General features: G+C 64.9%; 19 protein-coding genes. 5 read left to right on the top strand and 14 right to left on the bottom strand.

Annotated elements, in window-relative coordinates:
- Both pssA and katG read right to left on the bottom strand, forming a co-directional pair.
- A partial coding sequence (gene pssA / locus JV551A3_RS13240) for a CDP-diacylglycerol--serine O-phosphatidyltransferase (protein WP_235874570.1) occupies positions 1–826 on the bottom strand: 826 nt, incomplete at its 3' end.
- A 231-nt stretch (positions 827–1,057) separates the two neighbouring features.
- Positions 1,058–3,304 (bottom strand): catalase/peroxidase HPI, encoded by a 2,247-nt coding sequence (gene katG, locus JV551A3_RS13235; RefSeq protein ID WP_133971806.1) that lies wholly within the window; start codon positions 3,302–3,304, stop codon positions 1,058–1,060.
- A gap of 447 nt (positions 3,305–3,751) precedes the next feature.
- Here katG and JV551A3_RS13230 point away from each other — a divergent pair, with 447 nt between their 5' ends.
- Together JV551A3_RS13230 and JV551A3_RS13225 are read left to right on the top strand one after the other, a co-directional pair.
- Positions 3,752–4,657 (top strand): LysR family transcriptional regulator, encoded by a 906-nt coding sequence (locus JV551A3_RS13230; RefSeq protein WP_025338767.1) that lies wholly within the window; start codon positions 3,752–3,754, stop codon positions 4,655–4,657.
- A gap of 99 nt (positions 4,658–4,756) precedes the next feature.
- Entirely contained in the window at positions 4,757–5,353 is a 597-nt protein-coding gene (locus JV551A3_RS13225) for a hypothetical protein (RefSeq protein WP_133971804.1), read from the top strand.
- Between the two features lie 85 nt (positions 5,354–5,438).
- On the opposite strand, the gene JV551A3_RS13220 is transcribed toward JV551A3_RS13225, so the two are convergent.
- Positions 5,439–6,317, bottom strand: coding sequence for a DMT family transporter (locus JV551A3_RS13220; RefSeq protein ID WP_133971802.1), 879 nt, complete (start codon positions 6,315–6,317; stop codon positions 5,439–5,441).
- Positions 6,318–6,563: 246 nt separating this feature from the next.
- On the opposite strand from JV551A3_RS13220, the gene JV551A3_RS13215 reads away from it, so the two are divergent.
- Positions 6,564–7,388, top strand: coding sequence for an aldo/keto reductase (locus JV551A3_RS13215; RefSeq protein ID WP_133971800.1), 825 nt, complete (start codon positions 6,564–6,566; stop codon positions 7,386–7,388).
- Between the two features lie 171 nt (positions 7,389–7,559).
- Here the strand turns inward: JV551A3_RS13215 and JV551A3_RS13210 are convergent, their stop codons facing one another.
- The 4 genes from JV551A3_RS13210 to JV551A3_RS13190 all read right to left on the bottom strand — a co-directional run bounded on the left by JV551A3_RS13210 (position 7,560) and on the right by JV551A3_RS13190 (position 12,122).
- Complete coding sequence (locus tag JV551A3_RS13210; RefSeq protein WP_133971798.1) at positions 7,560–9,656, bottom strand: putative bifunctional diguanylate cyclase/phosphodiesterase; 2,097 nt, start codon at positions 9,654–9,656, stop codon at positions 7,560–7,562.
- Positions 9,657–9,782: 126 nt separating this feature from the next.
- Entirely contained in the window at positions 9,783–10,277 is a 495-nt protein-coding gene (locus tag JV551A3_RS13205) for a GNAT family N-acetyltransferase (RefSeq protein WP_133971796.1), read from the bottom strand.
- Between the two features lie 282 nt (positions 10,278–10,559).
- The gene (gene catC / locus JV551A3_RS13200; RefSeq protein WP_013973066.1) at positions 10,560–10,850 is read right to left on the bottom strand and encodes a muconolactone Delta-isomerase; all 291 of its coding nucleotides are present in this window, start codon (positions 10,848–10,850) and stop codon (positions 10,560–10,562) included.
- 150 nt (positions 10,851–11,000) lie between these two features.
- Positions 11,001–12,122: a muconate cycloisomerase family protein gene (locus tag JV551A3_RS13190; RefSeq protein ID WP_133971792.1), complete on the bottom strand. Its 1,122-nt coding sequence runs from the start codon at positions 12,120–12,122 to the stop codon at positions 11,001–11,003.
- Positions 12,123–12,257: 135 nt separating this feature from the next.
- Between JV551A3_RS13190 and catR the strand changes: the two genes are divergently transcribed.
- The gene (catR, locus tag JV551A3_RS13185) at positions 12,258–13,130 is read left to right on the top strand and encodes an HTH-type transcriptional regulator CatR (RefSeq protein ID WP_133971790.1); all 873 of its coding nucleotides are present in this window, start codon (positions 12,258–12,260) and stop codon (positions 13,128–13,130) included.
- A gap of 208 nt (positions 13,131–13,338) precedes the next feature.
- Positions 13,339–14,673 carry a D-serine ammonia-lyase gene (locus JV551A3_RS13175; protein ID WP_133971786.1) on the top strand — a complete coding sequence of 445 codons (1,335 nt, stop codon included), beginning with the start codon at positions 13,339–13,341 and terminating at the stop codon, positions 14,671–14,673.
- 160 nt (positions 14,674–14,833) lie between these two features.
- Here the strand turns inward: JV551A3_RS13175 and JV551A3_RS13165 are convergent, their stop codons facing one another.
- The 7 genes from JV551A3_RS13165 to alr all read right to left on the bottom strand — a co-directional run bounded on the left by JV551A3_RS13165 (position 14,834) and on the right by alr (position 23,148).
- Entirely contained in the window at positions 14,834–15,667 is an 834-nt protein-coding gene (locus JV551A3_RS13165) for a helix-turn-helix transcriptional regulator (RefSeq protein ID WP_235874569.1), read from the bottom strand.
- Positions 15,668–15,720: 53 nt separating this feature from the next.
- A complete protein-coding gene (locus tag JV551A3_RS13160; RefSeq protein ID WP_133971782.1) occupies positions 15,721–17,133 on the bottom strand; it encodes an aminotransferase in 1,413 nt (470 codons plus the stop codon).
- Between the two features lie 34 nt (positions 17,134–17,167).
- Complete coding sequence (locus JV551A3_RS13155; RefSeq protein ID WP_133971780.1) at positions 17,168–18,271, bottom strand: polyamine ABC transporter substrate-binding protein; 1,104 nt, start codon at positions 18,269–18,271, stop codon at positions 17,168–17,170.
- Positions 18,272–18,550: 279 nt separating this feature from the next.
- Entirely contained in the window at positions 18,551–19,252 is a 702-nt protein-coding gene (locus tag JV551A3_RS13145) for an NAD(P)H-dependent oxidoreductase (protein WP_085692816.1), read from the bottom strand.
- A gap of 43 nt (positions 19,253–19,295) precedes the next feature.
- Complete coding sequence (locus JV551A3_RS13140; RefSeq protein ID WP_133971778.1) at positions 19,296–20,711, bottom strand: aldehyde dehydrogenase family protein; 1,416 nt, start codon at positions 20,709–20,711, stop codon at positions 19,296–19,298.
- Entirely contained in the window at positions 20,704–21,894 is a 1,191-nt protein-coding gene (locus tag JV551A3_RS13135; RefSeq protein ID WP_133971776.1) for a pyridoxal phosphate-dependent aminotransferase, read from the bottom strand. Before JV551A3_RS13135 ends, JV551A3_RS13140 begins: the two co-directional genes overlap by 8 nt.
- 24 nt (positions 21,895–21,918) lie before the next feature.
- On the bottom strand, positions 21,919–23,148 hold the full coding sequence (gene alr / locus JV551A3_RS13130) for an alanine racemase (RefSeq protein ID WP_133971774.1): 1,230 nt from the start codon (positions 23,146–23,148) through the stop codon (positions 21,919–21,921).
- Positions 23,149–23,182: the final 34 nt, after the last annotated feature.

Genomic DNA, 23,182 nt, shown 5'->3' with positions numbered 1-23,182 from the left:
GCGCCAGGGCATGGTCGAGCTCGCGCATCAGCACCCGGGGCGGGTTGAAATACGGCGTGCTGATGATGATCTGCGTACGCGCCGCCGCCAACAAGGCGCACAGTGCCCTGTTCAGCGGGTTGCCACGCCCCACACCCAATAGCGGTACAACCCGCAGGCCCTGCCCCGCCCCGCTGGTCGGTGCCTCATAGGCCATGCGCCGCAGCCGCGCGCGCAAACGTCGGATGTCGCCGCGCAGGCTGCGGGTGGAGGGTGGCGCCGGCAGATCGAGGCGCGGAGTGGCGGTGTGGTGCAACAGACGCCGTACCAGACCGACCATCGCGTCGGCCAGTTCTGGTGACTGGAACAGGTGGTAGCGGTCCAGGCGGTAACGGTCGAAACGGTGCAGGTACACATTGTTCAGGCTCGCGCCGGTGTAGATTACACAGTCGTCGATGATACTGCCCTTCAGGTGCAACACGCCGAACAGCTCACGGGTCTGCACCGGTACGCCATGGATGACGATGTCCAGCCCATGGTGCTGGCGCTGGGCTTGGTACCAGGCGGCATTACCCGGCTGGCGCCCGGCGCCCAGCAGGCCGCGGCGGGCACGGAACCAGTCGACCACGATGGTGATTTCAAGCCCCGGCCGCGCGGCCTTGGCCTGGTACAAGGCATCCAGCACTTCCTGGCCGGCCTCGTCTTCCTGCAGGTACAGCGCAACGATGACGATACGCCGGGTTGCGGCGCGGATGCGCTCGAGCAGGCAGGCGCGGTAGGCCTTGGCACCGGGCAGCACCTGGATCGACTCGGCCGACATGGCGTAGCCTGGCAATGCCGCCAGCATGGATTCGGGGTTCACGAACGATCACCTTCTGTGTGCAATCACTGTCGAGCATCAGCTTGCACAGGAAGATTGAAATGGTCCAGCCCCCGCAGAGCATGGGGCTGCTTTGCAGCCCCATCGCGACACAAGGCCGCTCCCACAAGCCACCGCCGAATCCACATGCGGCGCCGAACCTGTGGGAGCGGCCTTGTGTCGCGATAGGGGCGCAAAGCGCCCCCATTTCTGACGAAGCTATTTCAGGTCAAAGCGATCCAGCTCCATCACCTTCTCCCAGGCCGCCACAAAGTCCCGCACGAACTTGTCCCGGCCATCACTGCTGCCATACACCTCGCTCAACGCCCGCAACTGGGCATGGGAGCCGAACACCAGGTCAACCCGGCTACCGGTCCACTTCAACTGCCCGGTCTTGCGGTCGCGCCCTTCGAAGGTTTCGTTATCCGCCGAAGTCGGTTTCCATTCCACGCCCATGTCCAGCAGGTTGCGGAAGAAGTCGTTGCTCAGGGTACCGACCTTGTCGGTGAACACGCCCTGCTGGCTGCCGCCATGGTTGGCACCGAGCACACGCAGGCCGCCGATCAGCACGGTCATTTCCGGCGCGGTCAGGGTCAACAGCTGGGCCTTGTCCAGCAGCAGCTTCTCGGCCTTGACGCTGTAGCGGGACTTGGTGAAGTTGCGGAAACCATCGGCCAGCGGCTCCAGCACGGCGAACGACTCGACGTCGGTTTGCGCCTGGGAGGCATCGGTTCGCCCCGGGCGGAACGCCACGCTGACGTCGTGCCCGCCGTCCTTGGCGGCCTTTTCCACTGCCGCAGTACCAGCCAGAACGATCAGGTCGGCCAGGGAGATCTTCTTGCCACCGGCATTGAACTCGGCCTGGATCCTCTCCAGCGCCGCCAGCACTTTGCCTGTGCCCTGGTTCGCCGGCCAGTCTATCTGCGGCGCCAGGCGCAGGCGGCCACCATTGGCCCCGCCACGCTTGTCCGAACCGCGGAAAGTCGACGCCGCCGCCCAGGCTGTAGCCACCAGCTCGCCAACGCTCAGGCCCGCCGCCAGCACCTTGGCCTTGAGCGCGGCAATGTCCTGCTCGCCCACCAGGGGGTGGTCGACTTTTGGCAGCGGGTCTTGCCACAGCAGCTCTTCGTTGGGCATTTCCGGGCCCAGGTAGCGCGCCAATGGGCCCATGTCGCGATGGATCAGCTTGTACCAGGCGCGAGCGAAAGCGTCTGCCAACTGTTCAGGGTTGTCCTTGAAGCGGCGGGCAATCGGCTCGTAGATCGGGTCGAAGCGCAGCGCCAGGTCGGAGGTGAGCATGGAAGGCGCGTGGCGTTTGCCCGGGTCATGGGCATCCGGCACGGTGCCTGCCCCCTTGCCCTCCTTCGGCCGCCACTGGTGGGCACCGGCCGGGCTCTTGGTCAGTTCCCAGTCGAAGTTGAACAGGTTGTTGAGGTATTCGTTGCTCCATCGAGTGGGGGTGGAAGTCCAGGTCACTTCCAGGCCACTGGTGATGGTATCGCCACCCTTGCCGCTGCCGAACTTGTTGGCCCAGCCCAACCCCTGCAGCTCCAGGCCTGCAGCTTCCGGCTCCGGGCCGACGTTGTCGGCAGGGCCTGCACCGTGGGTCTTGCCGAAGGCGTGGCCACCGGCGATCAGGGCAACGGTTTCTTCATCGTTCATGGCCATGCGGCCGAAGGTGTCACGGATGTCCTTGCCCGAGGCCACCGGGTCGGGGGTACCTTCCGGGCCTTCCGGGTTCACATAGATCAGGCCCATCTGCACGGCGGCCAGGGGGTTTTCCAGGTTGCGCTCGCCCTCCAGGGTACGGCCCTGCTCCTCGGGGTGCTTGGCCGGCTCCGCCACCAGGTCGCCCTTGCCAGGCGGCTGGGCCTTGCCGTAGCGGGTGTCACCGCCCAGCCAGACCTTTTCCGAACCCCAGTACACATCTTCGTCCGGCTCCCACACATCGGCACGCCCGCCGGAGAAGCCGAAGGTCTTGAAGCCCATGGATTCGAGGGCGACGTTACCGGTGAGCACGATCAGGTCGGCCCAGGAAATCTTGTTGCCGTACTTCTGCTTGATCGGCCACAGCAGGCGCCGGGCCTTGTCCAGGCTGACGTTGTCCGGCCAGCTGTTGAGCGGGGCGAAGCGCTGCTGGCCGGAGCCTGCACCGCCCCGACCATCGCCGATGCGGTAGGTCCCGGCGCTGTGCCAGGCCATGCGGATGAACAGCGGGCCGTAGTGGCCGAAGTCGGCGGGCCACCAGTCCTGGGAGTCGGTCATCAAGGCGGTCAGGTCTTTCTTCAGGGCCTGGAAGTCGAGGCTCTTGAATGCCTTGGCATAATCGAAATCCGGGTCCATCGGGTCGGACTTGGAGGAATGCTGGTGAAGAATTCTCAGGTTGAGCTGGTCAGGCCACCAATCACGATTGGTGGTGCCGCCACCTGCGGTTTGATGGAACGGGCATTTCGATTCGTTCGACATCTGCGGGTACCTTTGGGTCGGTTATCCAGATTTCCGGTCTATGCCAGGTGTTCTTTCAGCCGAGCGCGTGGGCTCGTGCTACCCCTCATCAGGTCTACACGGGGCTTGCGAAGCTGTCATGACGGGGTTGGCGCGGTCTTGCACACAGGTGCTGACATGCCGCCCGCTGGCAGAATTCGCGGGGCCAGGGGAAAGACTAGCCGAGCTTGAGCAGAGTTCTAATAGAGTGGCTATTGAGGGGCGATAGCTTGGCTCTGTCAGCTTTTCTGTGCCGGCCTCTTCGCGGGTAAACCCGCTCCCACAGGTACTGCACAGCTCTCAATACCTGTGCTGAACCTGTGGGAGCGGGTTTACCCGCGAAGAGGCCGGCACATCCATACAAGGCAACCAAGCTGTCCATATGCTCCAATACAACGCCAACCCTTCCAACCCGGAACCCGTACCCTCATGAACCGCAACGACCTGCGCCGCGTCGACATGAACCTGCTGGTACTGTTCGAAGCCCTGATGATCGAACGCAACCTGACCCGGGTCGGCGAAAAGCTGTTCATCACCCAGCCCACCGTCAGCGCCGCCCTCGCCCGCCTGCGCGAATTGTTCGACGACCCGCTGCTGATCCGCAACGGCCGGGCCATGGAGCCTACGCCAAGGGCCATGCAGATCTTCGCCGAACTGGGGCCGGCCATGGACGTGATTTCCGCAGCCATCAGCCGCGCCCGCGAGTTCGACCCGGTCAACAGCTGCAACGTGTTCCGTCTGGGCCTGTCGGACGATGCTGAGTTCGGCCTGTTCCCGGCCCTGCTGCAGGCCCTGCGCGAAGAGGCCCCGAACATCAGCGTGGTGGTGCGCCGGGCCAACTTCCTGCTGATGCCAGGGCTGCTGGCCAGCGGTGAGATCTCGGTGGGCGTGAGTTACACCACCGACCTGCCGGCCACCGCCAAGCGCCGCAAGCTGCGCAACATCGGCGTGCGGGTGCTGCGCGCCGATGACCGCCCGGGCCCGCTGACCCTCGACGAATACTGCGCCCGCCCGCATGTGATGGTGTCGTTCTCCGGCGACATGAGCGGCAATATCGACCTTGACCTGGCGCGCATCGGCCGCTGCCGCAAGGTGGTGCTGGCAGTGCCGCAGTTCGGTAGCCTGCGCGCCCTGCTGCGCAACACCGAGCTGATCGCCACGGTACCGGACTACGCCGCCTGCGCCCTGGCCGACGACGGCAGCCTGCGCGCCGACCCGGCGCCGTTCGACATCACCGAGGCGGAACTGTCGATGGTCTGGAGCGGCGCCCAGGACAATGACCCGGCCGAGCGCTGGCTGCGCGAGCGCATCCTGCAGTTCATGGCCACGCAGTGATGCATCGACTTCATCGATAGCTACCATGAATGCCATCAAGTTCCGCTGTGCCAAGCCCGGGCGGAAGATGGCGGCATTCACTGATTGATGAGGCCTCCCATGAAAACCGGCATGATCGCTGCCCTGCTCGCCTTGCTGGCCGCCCTTGGCGGTTGTGCCAGCCCGGCCGCTACCGACGCGCAGCCCTACGGGCACTTCTATTCCGCCACGGCCATTTCCAGTGTCGCCCTGGCACCCGGCCAACGGGTGGCGGTACTGCTGGGGCGTGACGCCGAAGCAACACTCGAATACCTCGACAGCCATCGTACCCAGGCAGTTGCGCCGGCCCAGGGCCCGCGCGGCCCTGCTGCGACCCTGGGCAGCGAGAGCCAGGCGTATGACTGGCTGGCACGGTCACTGGCGCAGCAGTTTGCCGAAGTGACTTTCTATGACGACCTGGACACGCTGCTGGGTGACCACCCGGATGTGATCGTGCTGCTGGACACCGAAAGCCGTCTGGCCAGAGCAGGTATCGAAAGCCGGGTGGTGGCGCGCTTTTTCGATGACCAGCTGACCTACATCGGCCGCGCGGAAGGGCGGGCCAGCAAAAGCCTGGGTGATGTGGCGCGGGTGGTCGAGGATGAGCGGGAGGTGCAGGCGGATGCACTGCGGGACTTTGACGATTCGCTGCAGGCGTTGTTGAAGGGTCGGGTTTGAGGGCCCTTTCGCGGGTAAACCCGCTCCCACAGCTGCGCTGTACCTGTGGGAGCGGGTTTACCCGAGAAGAGGCCACTACAGGTTGTCACTTACCCCGCTGCATCCATGCCGCCCCCAGCCCACTGAGGCAAATCACCGAGATACCCACCAGGCTCAGGGTATCCGGCACCTGGCTATACACAACCAACCCAAGCAACCCGGCAAACACGATCTGGCAATAGCTGAACGGTGCCAGCAAGGCCGGTGCCGCATGGCGGAAGGCCTGGGTCAGCAGCAGGTGCGCAGTCATGCCAAAGCCACCCAGCGCCAGCATCAGCAGCGCATGGTCCCAACGCGGCACCTCCCAGAAGAACGGCACCAGCGCACTCATCGCCAGGGTGTTGCACAACCCCGCATAAAAGTTGCTGGTGGTCGGGCTGTCATGCGCGGCCAGGATCCGCGTCAGCAACTGATAGAAGCAGAAACCCAGCGCCGAACCGAACGGATACAGGATGGCCGGGGTGAACATCGCCCCGCCCGGGTGCACCACCACCAGCACGCCGATGAAGCCCATCACCACCGCCGCCCACTGCCCCACCGTCACCCGCTCCTTCAGCAGCGGCGCCGACAGCGCGGTGACCAGCACCGGGGCAAGGAAGTTGACCGCAGTGGCCTCGGCCAGCGGCAGGTACTGCAGCCCGGTGGTGAACAGCAGGCTGGTACTCAGCAGGCTCAGGGCACGTAACGTCTGCAACAGCGGGCGGCGGGTGCGCAGCACGTTGAGGCCGGCCTTGGGCAGGAAGATGCCGGCCATCAGCAGCGTGTGCACCACATACCGCGCCCACACCACCATGATGATCGGGTACAAGCCGCCGAGGAACTTGGACAGGGCATCGTGACTGGCGAACAGGAACGTCGCCACCACCACCAGGGCGATGCCGCGCAGGGGTTGGTTGACTCCGGACAGCGGTGTGCTGGAACTCATGGCACTCTCGATGACGGCGCGGCTGGATGCGGCGCCCGGGGAAGGCCGCGCAGGCGTTGCCTGGCGGATGCAACAGTTCGGATTCTAGAAGAGATGCCCGAGAATAAGGAAGTTCAATTGCCGCTAGCGAGGCCGACTGCAATTTCTGTTCGCTGATCGACCACTTTCCGCCCCACGCACATGGCCCGTGCCGTGCTGATCGCCGACCATCGAGGGCGAACCCTGCACACCCTACAAGGAATTTACATGCAAAGGCTCACCACCCGTAACGGCCTGGACCTGCCCGCGATCGGCCTGGGCACCTGGCCGATGACCGGCAGCGAGTGCACCCAGGCCGTGCGCCAGGCGCTTGAAGTGGGTTACCGGCACATCGACACCGCCACTGCCTATGACAACGAAGCTGCCGTCGGCCAGGCCCTGCGCGACAGCGATGTGCCGCGCGAGCAGATTCACCTGACCACCAAGGTATGGTGGGATCGCCTGGCGCCCAAGGCCATGCGCCAGTCGCTGGAGGGCAGCCTGCGTGCGCTGGGTACCGAGCAGGTCGACCTGTTCCACATCCACTGGCCCGGCAAGGACTGGGACCTGGCCCGCAGCATCGAAACCTTGGTGGCCCTGCGTGACGAGGGCAAGGCACGCAGCATCGGCGTAGCCAACTTCCCGCTGGGGCTGCTGCACCAGGTGGTGGAAACCCTGGGCGCACCCTTGTCGGCGATCCAGGTGGAATACCATGTGCTGCTCGGCCAGCAACCGCTGCTGGACTATGCCCGCCGCCACGACCTGCTGCTCACCGCCTACACCCCGCTGGCCCGTGGGCAGGCTGCGGCGCAGCCGGTGATCCAGGCGATCGCCCGCAAGCACGGCGTACTGCCCAGCCAGGTGGCGCTGAAGTGGTTGCTGGACCAGGACGGCGTGGCGGTGATCCCCAAGGCCGGCAGCCGCGAGAACCAACTGGCCAACCTGGCGGCGTCGAACGTGCAACTGGATGACGAGGACCGCGCGGCGATCGCCGGGTTGCCGAAGGACCAGCGGGTGGTGAGCCCGGCGTTTGCGCCGGACTGGAACAGCTGAGTGCTGCTCAATATCTGAAAGCTGACACGATCTTTCTGTGGGAGCGGCCTTGTGTCGCGAAAGGGCCGCAAAGCGGCCCCGGCAATTTTTGCGGCGAAGCTGAAAATGTTGGGGGCGCTGCGCGCCCTAATCGCGACACAAGGCCGCTCCCACAATGGGCCGCGTAGGCCGTCACGCCGGCGTCATGACCTGCTTCAACCGCTCGTTTGCCGGTGCCGGTCGCCCATACAGGTAGCCCTGGAAGTGCGAGCACCCCTCCGCCGCCAACCGGCGCATCTGCTCCTCCGACTCCACCCCCTCGGCCGTGGTCTTGATCATCAGGCTATTGGACAGGTCGGTAATGGCGCGGATGATCGACATCGCCTCGCGGCTGTCGCACATGTCATGCACGAATGACTTGTCGATCTTGATCCGATCGAACGGGAACGAACGCAAATAGCCCAGCGAGGAATAGCCGGTGCCGAAATCATCCAGCGAAATGGACACGCCCAGGTCCTTCAGTGCACGCAGGGTGCGCACGTTTTCCTCGCTGTTGCCCAGCAGCACCGACTCGGTGACCTCCAGCTCCAGCCGCTGTGGCGACAGGCCGGAGTCGGCCAGCGCCAGGGCCACGCTGTGCACCAGGTTGGCATTCTTGAACTGCACCGCCGAGAGGTTGACCGACACCGTCTGCTCGCTGTCCCAACTGGCCGCCTCCTGGCAGGCCAGGTTCAGCGCCCGGGTGCCAAGTTCATGGATCAGGCCGGTTTCCTCGGCGATGGGGATGAAGTCCATGGGCATGACCATGCCGCGAGTCGGGTGGTCCCAGCGCAGCAACGCCTCATAGCCGGTAACGCTGCTGGTCTGCTGGTCGACCACCGGCTGGTAGTGCAACTGCAACTGGCCCAGGTGCAATGCGGTGCGCAGGTCGGTTTCCACCAGACGGCGCTGGCGGGCGGCGACGTCCAGTTCGACGTTGAAGCACTCGTAGCGGTTGCGACCGTTGCGCTTGGCCTCGTACAGCGCCATGTCGGCGTAGCCCAGCAGTTGCTCGGCCTGGTCGCTGTCATCAGGCGCAATGGCGATGCCGATGCTCACCCCCACCGTGAACTGGTGCCCCTCGATCTGGAACGGTGGGCAGATCGCATTGATCAGGCGCTGCGCAGTGTTGCATGCGGCGTCCCGGCCTTCGAGGCCGGTCAGCACCACGGCAAACTCGTCGCCGCCCAGGCGGGCCAAGGTGTCGTGTTCGCGCAGCTCGCGGCGCAGGCGCTTGCCCAGCGCGCGCAGCAGCTTGTCGCCAAAGGCGTGGCCCAGCGAATCGTTGATGTTCTTGAAGTTGTCCAGGTCCAGGCACAGGGCGGCGGTCAGCTTGGCGTGCTCGCTGTCACGCACCAGCGCCTGGCGCAGGCGTTCGTTGAACAGGGTGCGGTTGGGCAGCCCGGTCAGCGCATCGTGGTGCGCCATGTGGTGGATCTGCGCGTGGGCGGCCAGCTCTTCGGTGGCGTCTTCGGCAACGAACAGCACGTAGTCGGCCTGGCCTTCACGGTTCTGGCTAAGCAAGGCGCGGCTGCGCAGGGTGCGTGGGCCACAGGCCGTGTCGACCCGGGTTTCGGCGGCATGGCCTTTGGTGCTGCGGGCACCACGGGCCAGTTGCTGCTCCAGGTAACCGGCAACGGCCGGTGCCAGGCATTCGCCGGGCAACTGCCCGATCATGCTGCGCTGGGGGCCGCCGAACAGGCGTTCGGCCTGCTGGTTGGCCAGCAGGATGCGCTGGCTTTCCAGGTCCTGGACAATGACGCTGGCGGGGATGTTGGCAATCACCGAATCAAGGAACTGCGACAGCTTGGCCATTTCCTGGCTGTACTGCTCGGCCAGTTCCTTGGCCTGTAACAGTTCCAACTCTTGCCGGTGGTGCTCGGAAATGTCGCGGGTGACCTTGGCGAACCCCACCAGTTGCCCGGCATCGTCGTGCACCGCGTCGATCACCACATGGGCATGGAAGGTCGTACCGTCCTTGCGCCGCCGCGAACCGATCTCTTCGAAGCGCCCGGTGCTGCGCGCCTGCTCCAGGTTGAGCGCGGGCAGCCCCGCGGCGCGCTCGGCATCGGTGTAGAACAGCGAGTAGTGCTGGCCGACGATTTCCTCGGCCAGGTAGCCCTTGGCGCGCTGGGCGCCGGGGTTCCAGTTGGCGACAATACCTTCGGGGGTGAGCAGGTAGAAGGCATAGTCCACCACACTCTGGATCAACAGCCGGTACATGATGTCGGGGCTTGCGACTAGCGACATGATCTTTACCTGGGCCTTCGAAAGGCATGAAAAGGATTGGTGGCATTATGCCTTCGAAGACAATTTTGTGAAGTAGTTCACAAAAAGCCACGATCCCTTCAATTTGCGAGCGAAGGCTGGCAACCCTCAATGGCGGGCGCCCGTCACCAGGAAATTGAGCAAGCCCGGTTCATCATCCAGGGCTATGGCCTGCGCCGGGCGCGACAGCGCGGCCAGCACGCCATTGCAGAAGGCCACGGCCGGCATGTCCTGGGCGTAACAGCGCATCAGCCAGTCGCCCTCGCCGCCCAGCAGTTGCAACGCCACCGCCCGGCCGATGCCCTGTCGGCGGTACTTTTTCAGGATGAACAGATCGGCCAGTTCGAAGGCGTCGATGCCTGTCAGCTCGCTGCGTTCGACCAGCACGAAACCAGCGATGAAGCCGTCTGCCAGCACCAGGTACGCGCCCCAGCCATCGGCTTGCCAGTAACGTTGCAGGTGCTCGTCATGGATATAGAAGCGGCCGTCCACTTCGACGTCTTCCTGCTCCCAGTCCGAGGACTCGTAGGCGTAGAACTGGTAAAGGTTGCGAATCAGCGGGGCCTGGTCGGCAGTGGTTGCCAGCAATTCGATGGGCAGCATGGTGCGGGGGCTCGGGTAAAAGGCGGATTCTAGATCAACCGCCCCTGGCAGCAAAAAGCCCAGGCCCTCCCCGCACGGAAAGGCCCAGGCAAAAACCAGTCATCTATTGGCAGGGTACCCTGTGGGAGCGGGCATGCCCGCGAACACCGGCAAAGCCGGTGCCATACACCGTGGTGCCTGCTTCGCGGGCATGCCCGCTCCCACAGGTTCCCCTTCAGGGCCAGCTGTTTTGCAACGCACGCTGGCGGTGACTGCGAGCCCCGGCGTCTGGACAGGCGCGACTCAGCGGTCGTCGCTGTGAATCGACGAGGGGTGCCGACAAAGGCCATCGACCTCGATGTCCATGTACGGGAACAACGGCAGCTGCATCAGGGTATCGTGCAGCGCCTCGACGCTGGGTACATCGAACACGCTGTAGTTGGCGTAGTGGCCGGCAATGCGCCACAGGTGGCGCCAGGTACCTTCGCGCTGCAGGCGCTGGGCCAGTTCCTTTTCGTCGGCCTTGAGCCGGGCGGCCTTGGCCGGGTCCATGTCGACCGGCAGTTTCACGGTCATCTTCACGTGGAACAACATGCGGGTTTCTCCTTTCTCTGATTTGGCGCGAACACTGTGGGAGCGGGTTTACCCGCGAACACAGGCGAAGCCCGTGCCATCCACCGTGTCGCCTGCTTCGCGGCTGAAGCCGCTCCCACAGGGGTTGTGTGTTCTTTCAGCCAGCGTGACTCAGCGGCGGGCGAAGCGCGCCAGGCGCTGTTCATCCAGGGTCAGGCCCAGGCCTGGTGTACGTGGAATGTGCAGCTGGAAGTCGCGGTACTGCGGCGGCTCGTTGACGATTTCTTCGGTCAGCAGCAGCGGCCCGAACAGCTCGGTGCCCCAGGTGAGCTGGCGCAGGGTCAGGAAGGCATGAGCCGAAGCCAGGGTGCCGATCGAGCCTTCGAGCATGGTCCCGCCATACAGGGCGATGCCGGCAGCCTCGGCGATTTGCGCGGTGCGCAGTACAGCGCGCGGGCCGCCGTTCTTGGCGATTTTCAGGGCGAAGATGCTGGCCGCGCCAATGGCAGCCAGGCTGAAGGCGTCCTCGACGCTTTCGATCGACTCGTCGGCCATGATCGGCGCCGGGCTGCGCTGGTTCAGGCGCACCTGGCCGCTGCGGTTGATACGCGAAATCGGTTGCTCGATCAGGTCGATGCCATTATCGCCAAGCACCTGGCAGGCATGGATGGCCTGGGACTCGTCCCAGTACTGGTTGACGTCCACCCGCACGCTGGCCCTGTCGCCCAGCTCGCGCTTGATCGCCACCACATGCTTGAGGTCCTGGGCCAACGGGTTGGCGCCGATCTTCAGCTTGAATACCCGATGCCGCTTGATCTCCAGCATGTGCAGGGCTTCGCCGATGTCGCGGGCGGTGTCACCGCTGGCCAAGGTCCAGGCCACTTCCAGGCTGTCGCGCACGCGGCCACCCAGCAGTTCGCTGACTGGCAGGCCCAGGCGCTTGCCCTGGGCATCGAGCAAGGCGCTCTCGATACCCGACTTGGCAAAGGTGTTGCCCTTGGCCAGCTTGTCCAGCTTGAGCATGGCGGCGTTGATATTGTCTGCCGGCAGGCCGATCAAGGCCGGCGCCAGGTGCGCATCGATGTTCGCCTTGATGCCCTCGGGGCTTTCGTAGCCATAGGCCAGGCCGCCGATGGTGGTGGCCTCGCCGATGCCTTCCACGCCATCGCTGCAGCGAACGCGCAATACCACCAGGGTCTGCTGCTGCATGGTGTGCATCGCCAGCTTGTGCGGGCGAATGGTCGGCAGGTCGACGATAATTGCCTCGATACGTTCAATCAGCGCGCTTGTCATTGTTGCCAGGTCCCGTTGTTTCGGGCTGCCAGCCGCAGGCCCGAGTGGTGCATTTACTTGCTTGTTCAAGGATTGCGCGAGACCCTGATAGCCGTCCAATATCGAATGAATCTCCCACCATACCCTGGAGGTCTGATGGAGCTGCGCCACCTGCGTTACTTCAAGGTCCTGGCCGAAACCCTGAACTTCACTCGCGCCGCCGAGCTACTGCACATTGCCCAGCCACCGCTGAGCCGGCAGATCAGCCAACTCGAGGACCAGCTCGGTACCTTGCTGGTGGTGCGCGAGCGCCCGCTGCGGCTGACCGAGGCGGGTCGCTTCTTCTACGAGCAGAGCTGCACCGTGCTGCAGCAGCTGGAGCACATCAGCGACAACACCCGTCGCATCGGCCAGGGCCGGCGCCAGTGGCTGGGGATCGGCTTTGCCCCCTCGACCCTGTACAAGGTGCTGCCGGAGCTGATCCGCGAGCTTCGCCAGGACAGCGAGCTGGAACTGGGCCTGAACGAAATGACCACGCTGCAGCAGGTGGAAGCACTGAAAAGCGGGCGCATCGACATCGCCTTCGGGCGCATTCGCATCGATGACCCAGCCATTCACCAGCAAGTATTGTGCGAGGACCCGCTGGTGGCCGTATTGCCCAAGGGCCACCCTCTGGCGGGCAGCCCGCTTACACTTGCCCAGCTGGCTGACGAGGCGTTCATCCTCTACCCGGCCAACCCGCGGCCCAGCTATGCCGACCATGTGCTGGCGCTGTTCGCCCACCACGGCATGAGCATCCGCGTCAGCCAGTGGGCCAACGAACTGCAAACCGCCATCGGCCTGGTGGCCGTCGGCGTAGGCGTGACCCTGGTGCCGGCGTCGGTGCAGCAGCAGCACCGCACCGATATCGAATATGTCAGCCTGCTCGACAGCGGCGCCGTCAGCCCGATCATCCTCAGCCGGCGCAAGGGCGATGTGAGCCCGATCGTGCAGCGCTGCCTGGCATTGATTGCGCGGCAGGCCGAATGAGGGCGCTCCCTGGCCTTAACGCGGTCGATTGTAGGAGCGGCCTTGTGTCGCGAAAGGGCTGCAAGGCAGCCCCAGGGTTTCAGCGCAGATGCACAAATTGCCGGGGCTGCTTTGCAGCCCTTTCGCGACACAAGGCCGCTCCTACAAGGGCCTGCGCAGGCCAGAAGAATGCGCCCCCGGCCATCATCAACCAACAGGAAAACCCAGCATGATTCACGGCAAGACACTGCAAGCATGGTGCAGCTCCCACCCCCTGATCGAAGACCTGGTGGCCCTGCGCGAAACCCGCTGGTTCAACCCGCACATCGCCCCTGCCGCCCAGGCCCTGGCCGATGTCGGCCTGAGTGCCGCCGATGTCAGCGCTGCCAGTGCGCGGCTGGCCCGCTTTGCCCCTTACCTGGCCAAGGTGTTCCCGGACACCGCCACCAGCGGCGGCATCATCGAGTCGCCACTGCGCCCGCTGCCCGCCCTGCACGCCACCTTGCTGCAGGCGGCAGGCCTGCCAGCCAGCGGTTCACTCTGGCTCAAGGCCGACAGCGAGCTGCCGATCTCCGGTTCGATCAAGGCCCGCGGCGGTATTCATGAAGTGCTCAAGCATGCAGAAGACCTGGCCCTGGCGGCAGGCCTGATCAGCCTCGACAGCGATTACCGGTTATTGGCCAGCGACCAGGCCCGGCAGTTCTTCAGCCAGTACAAGGTTGCGGTCGGCTCGACCGGCAACCTCGGCCTGTCGATCGGCATCATGAGCGCCAGGCTGGGTTTCCAGGCCACCGTGCACATGTCGGCCGATGCCCGCCAGTGGAAGAAGGACAAACTGCGCGCCCATGGCGTGAGCGTGGTCGAGTACGAAAGCGACTACAGCGTGGCAGTGGAGCAAGGGCGCCAGCAGGCGGCGGCGGACCCGAGCTGCTACTTCGTCGACGACGAGAACTCGCCGCACCTGTTCCTCGGCTATGCCGTCGCGGCCGAGCGGCTGGTCGCCCAGTTCGAGGCCGCGGGAATCAAGGTGGATGCCGAACACCCATTGTTCGTCTACCTGCCCTGCGGGGTCGGCGGCGGCCCGGGTGGTGTGGCGTTCGGCCTGAAGCTGATCTGGGGCGACCATGTGCACTGCATCTTCGCCGAGCCCACCCACTCGCCATGCATGTTCCTGGGGGTGTACAGCGGTTTGCATGACGCCACCAGCGTGCAGGATTTTGGCATCGACAACCTGACCGCCGCCGACGGCCTGGCGGTAGGCCGCCCTTCCGGTTTTGTCGGCAAGGCGATGCAGCGTTTGCTCGATGGTTATTACACGGTCAGCGACGAGACGCTGTACCAGCTGTTGGTGCTGGCCCATGACCAGGAGAACGCGCGGCTGGAGCCTTCGGCGCTGGCGGGGATGCCGGGCATGGTAAAGGTGCTTGAATCGCCTGAGTACCTGACGCGCATGGGCCTGTCGGCCGGGCGCATGGAGCGGGCCACGCACCTCGTGTGGGGGACCGGTGGCAGCATGGTGCCGGAGGCGGAGTTTGCGGCCTATCTGGCTAAAGGGCGGGACTGATAATTATTGGGGGGGCAGCGCTGTACCTGTGGGAGCGGGTTCACCCGCGAACACGGGCTAAGCCCGTGCCATCCACCGCGGTGCCTGCTTCGCGGGTGAACCCGCTCCCACAGGGATCGCGCCAGCTTTCAGATTTGAGTAAGCAGTTGCTCCTTTGCTGCTAGGCCGGCAGGTGACCGCCGCGCAGCCAGTCGATAAACCGCGCAAACAACTCCGACTGAGAGTTGATCTCCAGCTTCAGGTACAGATTCTTGCGGTGCATGCGCACCGTCTCCGGCGAGATGCCCAGCTCCAGCGCGGTGGACTTCACCGAATGCCCACGCAAGATCATGTGTGCCACCTCCCGCTCACGGTCGGTCAGCACCTGGCAGCCAAAACTGTCGAACGCCGCCTGCAGGCTGCCACGCTCAGCCAGTGCGGGGCCGGGCTCCAGATGGTGGCGGGCGTAGCGCCCCAGCAGTTCGCGTACCATCGGCTCCAGCGCCCGCAGCAGGTCGATCTGCCCCGTACCCAGGCGCGTGCCGCTGCAGCCCTGGAACAAGCTCAGTGACAACTTGCGGCCAGCGCTGAGGTCGACGATGTAATAGCTGTCTTCACTGCAACCGGTACCCAGGTAGTAGGCCTTGTAATAGTCGCTGTCGAAGAAGTTGTCCGGGGCGATTTCCTGCAGGTGATAGAAGCCCTCGGCCAGGCCGCTCTGCACGGCCAGGCAGAACGGGTCGAGCAGGTAGCCAGCACTGAAGTAGCGCTCCAGCACGGCGGCGCGGTGCAAGTCGGGGATGCCTTGCTGGTACAGCAGTTGCGGCGCCCGCCCCTGGCACTCGAGGCTGATCATCATCGATTCCACCTGCACCAGCTGGCCGATGGCCGCTGCCACATGCGCCAGCGCCTCGGGCGTTTCGCTGTGGGCCAATGCGCGCTGCAGCGCCGCATGCCATTGCTGCAGCGCACCCAGTGAAAGGGTCAGCGGAGTGTCGGGGGAGGCCTGGGTCATGCCCGGCAGTCTAGCCTGCCAGGCACGCCCGCGCACAGCCCTTTGCGCCAGGTTCATCGGCCCTGGTACAGGCCAAGCGCCGTCAGTTCGCGCGCGGTTTCGATGATGCACTGGCGCAGGGTTTCGACGATCTCGTCCACCTGCGCATGGGTGATGATCAACGGCGGTGACATCACGTTCAGGTGCATGATCGGCCGCACCAGCAGCCCTTTGGCCTGGGCCTTGCTGTGGATGCGTTCGCCGATGTTCACTTCGTCGGCGAACAGCGCCTTGCTGGCCTTGTCGGCAACGAACTCGACACAGGCCATCAGCTTCATGCAGCGCACATCACCCACCAGCGGCAGCTCGCACAGGCTTTGCAGGCGCTGTTCCAGGTAGCCGCCAACATCCTTGACGTGCTCCAGCAAATGCTCGCGCTCGATGATCTCGATGTTCTTCAGCGCCGCGGTGCAGCACACCGGGTGGCCACTGTAAGTAAAGCCGTGGGTAAAGCAGCGGCCCTTGCCCGGCTCGGCGATCACTTGCCAGATGCGCTCGGAGAAGATGCACGCCCCCAGCGGCAGGTAAGCCGAAGTCAGGCCCTTGGCGGTAGTGATGATGTCGGGGGTTACGCCGAACAGTTCCTCGCTGGCGAAGAAGGTGCCCAGGCGCCCGAACGAAGTCACCACTTCGTCGGCGACGAACAGGATGTCGTAGGTCTGGCATAGCTGCCACATGCGCTGGAAATAGCCCTTGGGCGGAATGATCACTCCGCCCGAGCCCATGATCGGCTCGGCGAAGAACGCCGCCACGTTATCGGCCCCCAGCGAGAGGATCTTGTCCTCGAACTCGGCCACCAGGAAGTCGAGGAACTCGGCCTCGTCCATGTCGTGCGGGGCGCGGTACGGGTTGGGGTTGGACACGTGGTGGATCAGGTCGTGCTGATAATCGAACTCCGGCACCCGGTCAGCGGCCTTGTTGCCGATCGACATGGTCAGCGTGGTGGAGCCGTGGTAGGCGTTGTAGCGGGCGATGATGTGCTTCTTGTGCGGCTTGCCACGGCAGTTCTGGTAGTACTGGATCAGCCGGTAGGCAGTGTCGACCGCGGTCGAGCCGCCGGTGGTGAGGAACACATGGTTCAGGTCGCCCGGTGCCAGCTGTGCAAGCTTCTGGCACAGCTCGATGGCCACATCGTTGGCCATGTCGGAGAACGGGTTGGAATAGGCCAGCTGGCGTACCTGGTCGGCGATGGCCAGGGCCATTTCCTCGCGACCCAGGCCAATGTTGGTGCACCACATGCCGCCGACGGCATCGAGGAAGCGGTTGCCGTGGGTATCGCGGATGTAGGCGCCCTCGCCGGCAACGATGTTCAGCGCGCCTTGCTCGCGGTGCTCGTCGAACACGTGGTAGCCGTGCATGTAGTGGGCCTTGTCGGCTTCCACCAGCGGGTCGTGGGCAACGGCGAATGCTTTGCTTGGGGTGGCCATGGGCAGCTCCTTGGCAGTGATCGTTGGGCAGTGTTCAGAAACCGGTCTTGACCGTGCTCCAGACCCGGGTGATGGCGCGCATGTCCTTAGGGCTCTGGGTTTTCTGCGCGAACAGGCGCTCGCGGGTTTGCGCGTCGGGGTAGATGGCCGGGTCCTGGCGGATCTCGTCGCGCACCAGCGCGGTGGCGGCGGCGTTGCTGTTGGCGTAGTGGATGTAGTCGGTGACCTTGGCCATGGTCTGCGGCTGCAGCAGGAACTCGATGAAGCGGTGGGCATTGGCCGCGTGCGGCGCATCCTTGGGGATGTACAGGTTGTCGAACCAGATCAGCGAGCCTTCCTGGGGGATGAAGAACGACAGCTTGATGTCCTTCTTCGCTTCCACCGCGCGGGCCTGGGCGGTGGCGTAGTCACCGGACCAGGTCAGGGCCAGGCAGACATCGCCATTGGGCAGGCTGGTGAGGTAGTTGACCGAGTCGAACTTGCGAATGTACGGGCGAATGCCCAACAGCAGTTGTTCGGCCGCCTTGAGGTCGGCCGGCGATGCGCTGCGTGGGTCCTTGCCCAGGTACTGCAGGGCCAGCGGAATGACTTCGGTCGGTGCGTCCATCAGGGTGACGCCGCAGTCGGCGAAGCGCGAGACGATCTTGGGGTCGAACAGCATGGCCAGCGAGCCGATGGGGGCATCGGGCATGCGTGCGGTGATCTTGTCGACGTTGTAGGTTACCCCCGAGCTGCCCCAGGTATAGGGCGCCGAATATTTCAGGCCGGGGTCGTAGCCTTGCAGGTTGTTCACCACCTGCTGGTCGAGGTTGTGCCAGCTGGGCAGTTGCTGCTTGTCCAGCGCCTGGAACACCCCGGCACTGATCAGCGGGGGTACCAGGGCAGCGTTGAGCATGACCAGGTCGTAGCCGGAGCGGCCGGTGAGCAGTTTGGTCTGTACCGTTTCGTAGCCGTCGAAGGTGTCGTAGATGACCTTGATGCCGGTGGCCTTCTCGAAATCGGCCAGGGTGGTTTCGCCGATATAGTCGGTCCAGTTGTACAACCGCAACGTGTTACCGCTGTCCACCTCTGCCGCCTGGGCCAGGCTGGCGCCAGACGCCAGCAGCAGACCGCCAATCACCTTCAGTACCTTGCGCATGGCAACTCCATCGTGTGAGTGCTCGGGATCGAGCCGATGGAGGCACTATCGAGGGATTTGCCGAAGGGGGACATACCCCGAATGTGTGGGTGGTCGTTTTTTGGTGGATGGGCCGCGACAACCTGTCGAATCCTTGGGGCTGCCTTGCAGCCCTTTCGCGACACAAGGCCGCTCCCACAGGTGCACTGCCAGCTTCGAAGGCTGCGCAGTCCTTGTGGGAGCGGCCTTGTGTCGCGAAAGGGCCGCAACGCGGCCCCAGTGGCTGATACAGGAGAAAAATCAGGTTAGCGGGTAAAGCGCCTCATCGAATTGCTCCAGGCGCGGGAAAACCAGCGGCTGGTCATCCGAGAGCTGCTCCAGGCGCTGCCGATACTGCTGCAGAAAACCCTGCCGCGCCTCGTCGCTGATATACGGCACATGCCAGGCCACGAACGGCGGCAGCACCTCGAACCCGACATAGGCCAGCGTGCCGCGCAGGATCGGCCGCAGCATGTCCTCCAGCGGCCCGTGAATGGCTCCATCACCAAACATGTGCTCGCGCCCACCCAAGGTCACGGTCACCAGCGCTTTCTTGCCCGCCAACCCGCCCTGGTCGTAGAAGCGCTTGCCGCCATAGCACACCCCCGACACCAGCACCCGGTCGATCCAGCCCTTGAGCATGGCCGGCGCCGAGAACCAGAAGATCGGGAAGTTCAGCACCAGCAAGTCGGCCCACAGCAGCTTGTCCAGTTCCTGCTGGATATCCGCGGCAATGGCCCCGCGCTTGACCCCCTGACGCTGCTCCAGGGCATACACCAGGTACTCCGGGTTCTCGCGCTGGCTGAAGTCATCGGCGCTTGCCACCGGGTTCCAGCCCATGGCGTACAGGTCGCTGACCTGCACCTGATGGCCCTGGGCGCGGAAGGTTTCCACGGCCTGGTCACGCAGCGCAGCGGTGAACGATTGCGGCTCGGGGTGAGCGTGGACGATCAGTACATTCACAAACATTCTCCTCACACAAAACAGGTTGTCTTCCAGCTGTGGCTCAGCACTGCACCGCTTTCACCTCGACGAACTCCGCCAGGCCCTCCTCGCCCCACTCGCGCCCGTTGCCCGACTGCTTGTAGCCACCGAACGGTGCCTGGTAGTTGAACCCGCCACCGTTGATGAAGCACTGCCCTGCGCGTAGCTGCCGCGCCAGGGCCAGGCCGTGCTCGCGGCTACCGGCCCACACCGCACTGGACAGGCCGAACGGCGAATCGTTGGCCAGGGCCAGCGCCTGTGCCTCATCGGCATAGGGGATCAGGCACAACACGGGGCCGAAGATTTCCTCCTGGGCGATACGCATGCGGTTGTCGACGTCAGCGAACAACGTCGGCGCCACGTAGAAGCCGCGCTCGAAACCGGCTGGCGCATCACCGCCGCACAGCAGGCGAGCGCCCTCCTCCTGCCCCAGGCGAATGTAGTCGAGCACGGTGCGCCGCTGGCCTGCCGAACACATCGGCCCGAGGAAGCTGGCCGGGTCACGCGGGTTGCCCATGACCAGCGCACGGGTCTCGGCCTCGGCGATCTCCAGCGCCTCAGCGTAGCGGCTGGCCGGCAGCAGCATGCGGGTCAGGGCCGTGCAGGTCTGCCCCGAGTTGATCATCACGTCCTGTACGCCATGGCGCACCGCCGCGTGCAGGTCGGCGTCGGCAGTGATCAGCAACGGCGACTTGCCGCCCAGCTCCAGGCACACCCGCTTCACCGTCGGCGCGGCCGCCTGGGCCACGCGCACCCCAGCGCCGGTGGAGCCGGTGAACGACACCATGTCCACCTGCGGGTGCCGGGCCAGGGCCTCGCCAACCTTGGCCCCCGGCCCGCTGACCAGGTTGAACACCCCGGCCGGCAGGCCGATGGCCTCGATCATTTCGGCCAGCAGGAACGCATGCAGCGGTGTTTCCTGGCTGGGCTTGACCACCACCGTGCAGCCAGCGGCCAGGGCCGGCGCCAGCTTGCCGATCATCTGGTGCAGCGGGTAGTTCCACGGGTTGATGAACGCGCACACGCCAACGGCTTCGCGGTACACCAGCGAGTTGCCGACTTCGCGCACCTCATCCATAAGCCCGGCCAGTTCGGCGTACTGCTCCAGCCCGGCAATCGGGCCTTCCACCTGCACTGCCTGGCACCACTGCACCGGCATGCCCAACTCATCGGTGATGACCGAGGCCATTTCCGCCGCGCGGCTTTTCAGCTGTGCGGCCAGCGCCGTTATGTACCCGGCGCGTACGCTGGACGCTGTGCGCGACCAGCCATCGAAGGCCCGCCGCGCAGCCATCACCGCCCGTTCGACATCGGCCTCGGCGCCCAGCGGCACGCGGCCGATGGTCTGTTCGGTGGCCGGGTCGATCACCTCGGCCATGCCCTGCCCGCTCGGTACCTGCCAGGCGCCGTCGATGTACAGCCGCGAATACTCACGCATGGCCGTAGTCCCGTTTCAGTTCGTCGGCACAGCAGGCGATGCGGCGGCAGGCATCGATCAGCGCCGCATTGCCCAGCACCAGGCCGAGGCGGATATGCCCGGCAGCGCTGGGGCCGAACGCTTCGCCGGCAAGCACCGACACGCCCTGGCTGTCCAACAGGTAGTCGGCAAAGGTCTGGGCAGATACGCCGGTCTCGCGGATGTCGACCATCACGAACATACCGCCATCGGGCTTGAGCACCTTGATACCCGGGCAGTCAGCAAGTTGTTCACACACCAGGTCACGGCGCTGGCGATAGGCTTCGCGCATAGCATCCAGTTCCGGCAGTTGCTGCTCCAGTGCGACCACGGCGGCGTCCTGGATGAAGTCCGGCGAGCCGTACAGCATGCACAGAGCGAGGTTTTCCAGGTGGGAGGCCAGCTCGGCCGAACCGACCACCCAACCCACCCGCCAGCCGGTCATGGCATGCGACTTCGACAGGCTGTTGAGGGTGGCGGTACGCTCGGCCATGCCCGGCAGGCTGCCAGGGCTGACATGCTCGCCGTCGTACAGCAGCTCGCTGTACACCTCGTCAGAGATCAGCCACAGATCGTGGGCGATGCACAGTTCGGCAAGCGCTTCCCAGGTGGCGCGCGGCAGGCTCGCGCCCGAGGGGTTGTGCGGGCTGTTAAGGGCCAGGGCGCGGGTGCGCGGGGTGATGCGCGCTGCCACGTCACGCGGGCACACGCGAAAGCCGTTCTCCGGCTTGACCGGCACCGGCACCACCTTGGCGCCACAGGCCCCGAACACGGCCTCGTAGGTCACGTACATGGGCTCGGCGACAATCACCTCGTCACCCGGGTCAAGCACGCACTGGGCCACGCAGTACAGCGCACATTGGGCCCCCGCCAGCACCGTCACCTGGTCGGCGTCGACGGCCTGGCCGCTGCGCTGCCGGTGGCGATTGGCGATGGCCTGGCGCAGCGCCAGCTTGCCGCGCACATCGGCGTAATGGGTATGGCCCGCATGCAGGCTGTCGATGGCCGCCTCGACGATTGGTGCAGGGGTGTCGAAGTCCGGGTCACCCACCGACAGCAGCAGGACATCCTTGCCCTCGGCCTGCAGCGCCAGGGCGCGGTAGTGGATGTCCCAGGCTGCGGCCCCGTCGCCGGCGATGCGTTGAGTGAGCTTGGCGTAGCGCATGGCAATCTCCCTTCATTGGCGGTTTCAGTCGACGAGAATCTTCGGGTTGGAACTGCCCCATACGGTGTACAGGTCGGCGAGCAGCGCGCCGTTGATTTCTTCCATCTCGGCCTGGGTGATTTCGCCCCCGGCCTGTTTGCCGAACAGCACCACTTCGTTGCCACCCTTCACATCGGGGAAGTCGGTGACATCGACCATCAACGTGTTCATCGACACCTTGCCCACCACCGGCACACGGTGGCCGTTGATCAGCACATGGCCCTTGTTGGTGAACACCCGGCGATAGCCATCGGAGTAGCCGACGGTGATGTTGGCCAGGCGCGAATCCCGCGTCAGGGTGAAGGTGCGGTCGTAGCCGACGGTGTTGCCTGCCGGGTAGCTGTGCACCGCTGCCACGTGCGACTTGAACTGCATGGCACGTTGGTATTCGGTGTGCGTCGGCACGGTGTCGCCGAACAGCGCGCCGCCGGTGCGCACCATGTCCAGGCGCGCTTCCGGCACTTCCAGCGTAGCGAAGGAGTTGGCGGCATGCAGGGTGAGCTTGCTGCGATCAAGTTTCGCGTGCTTGATCAGCCAGCCGGTCTGCTCGTTGAACGCTGCCAGGCCCTTGCGCACATCGTCCTTGTCTTCCACGGCGAAGTGGGTCATCAGCGCGACCAGCTCGAGGTGCTTCTGGTCGGTGATCTGCAACGCTTCACCCCGGCCGGACCAAGTGGTCATTTCCACACCGTTGCGGCTCATGCCACTGGAATTGAGCGCCATGTGAATGCGCAGTTTCTTGCCGTGGCGTTCGGCGATGGCATCGAGCTGGCGGGCGAACTCGGCGCTGCCGACCAGTTCTTCCATGTCGTACTGCAAGGCATCTTCCACTTCGCTGAGGCTGGCCAGGCGTACCCGCACCAGTTGCCCGGTGAAGCCGCTGGCGCGGACCACGCGGGCCTCTTCGTTGCTGGCCACCGCCACGCAAGGCACGCCCTGGGCGATGATCGATGGCATGACCAGGCCGATACCGTGGCCATAGGCGTCGGCCTTGAGCACGGCGCACAGCTTGGACTTGCCGCCAAGCTCGGCCTGCAAGGTACGGATGTTGTGTTGCAGCGCGCCGGCACTGATTTCGACCCAGGCGTTGCTGTTCTGCGCGGTCAGGGCGGTGGTGCCGTTGTCCATGGACAGGGGTGGTGCGGCGTACAGCGGGGCCTGGCCAGTGATCAGCAGAGCGAGGGATGCAGCCAGGAGGGTACGGCGAAATGGCATGGTGGTTTCTCTTGTTATTCGTGGTGTCTGCCGT

Origin of the sequence: Pseudomonas inefficax, assembly GCF_900277125.1 — a bacterium.
GTDB lineage: Bacteria > Pseudomonadota > Gammaproteobacteria > Pseudomonadales > Pseudomonadaceae > Aquipseudomonas > Aquipseudomonas inefficax.
The sequence above is the reverse complement of the archived record's forward strand: the minus strand, read 5'-3'. Positions and strand labels throughout refer to the sequence as shown.